This is a genomic window from Vibrio sp. 1401 (assembly GCF_033340295.1).
On the sequence record NZ_JAWOWF010000427.1, the window covers coordinates 1 to 663 of the forward strand.

Below are 663 nucleotides of genomic sequence, written 5' to 3' on the forward strand. Positions count from 1 at the left end.
TTGCGCTTGGTTGGAACGATGTGATCTCATTTGAAGGTGCAGGGCCTTGGGACACAGCCCAGCCGCCGACGGCAAGACTTAATGAAAAACCAGCAACCAACCACAGCCAAGGCTTACCGCGTGAGACATTCGGAATCTCAGCACGAGTAAGTTCACTCGGTGATGTTTTTTCAGCAAGTTCAGATAATGCTTTATTGATGGCACTCAAGGTTGACTCCATCCCCAAAATACGGGTGTTTTAAACTTAGGTTTACGGGCATCAAACGTATCGTGCATAGCGGCGTAAACGTGATGATTTTTCAATAGTGTGCAACGCTCATTAAATGCAGCAAGCAACGACTTGTGGCTAATTTGGTTTATCAAGCGCGGAATCCCCATGGATGAACGCCAAATCGCTTTTTTCTGTTCAATGGAGAAAATGTGCGACCCATTACCCGCTTTGTCTAAGCGATTATTGATGTACGCAACCCCTTCATCGACAGACAACGGACGCAGCCCACAACTGAACGTAATGCGTTGACGAAACTGCCGTAATTCGTGCATGGACAAGCGTTCATCCAATTCAGGCTGACCGAAAAGTACCAACTGAATCAATTTGTCTTGCTCGGTTTCTAAATTGCCGAACAAGCGCAGTGTTTCTAAAGCCTCAGGAGAAAGAGCTTG

1 protein-coding gene and 1 pseudogene are annotated in these 663 nt (G+C 46.6%); both read right to left on the reverse strand.

The genetic code is table 11. The features are described 5' to 3' along the window. Positions 1 to 220 (reverse strand): annotated as a pseudogene (locus R7Z77_RS26030) (MSHA biogenesis protein MshN); the annotation flags it as partial. Next, positions 205 to 663, reverse strand: a 459-nt coding sequence (locus R7Z77_RS26035) for an ExeA family protein (RefSeq protein ID WP_411913217.1), incomplete at its 5' end; no start/stop codon positions are given. The gene R7Z77_RS26035 and the pseudogene R7Z77_RS26030, both read right to left, overlap by 16 nt.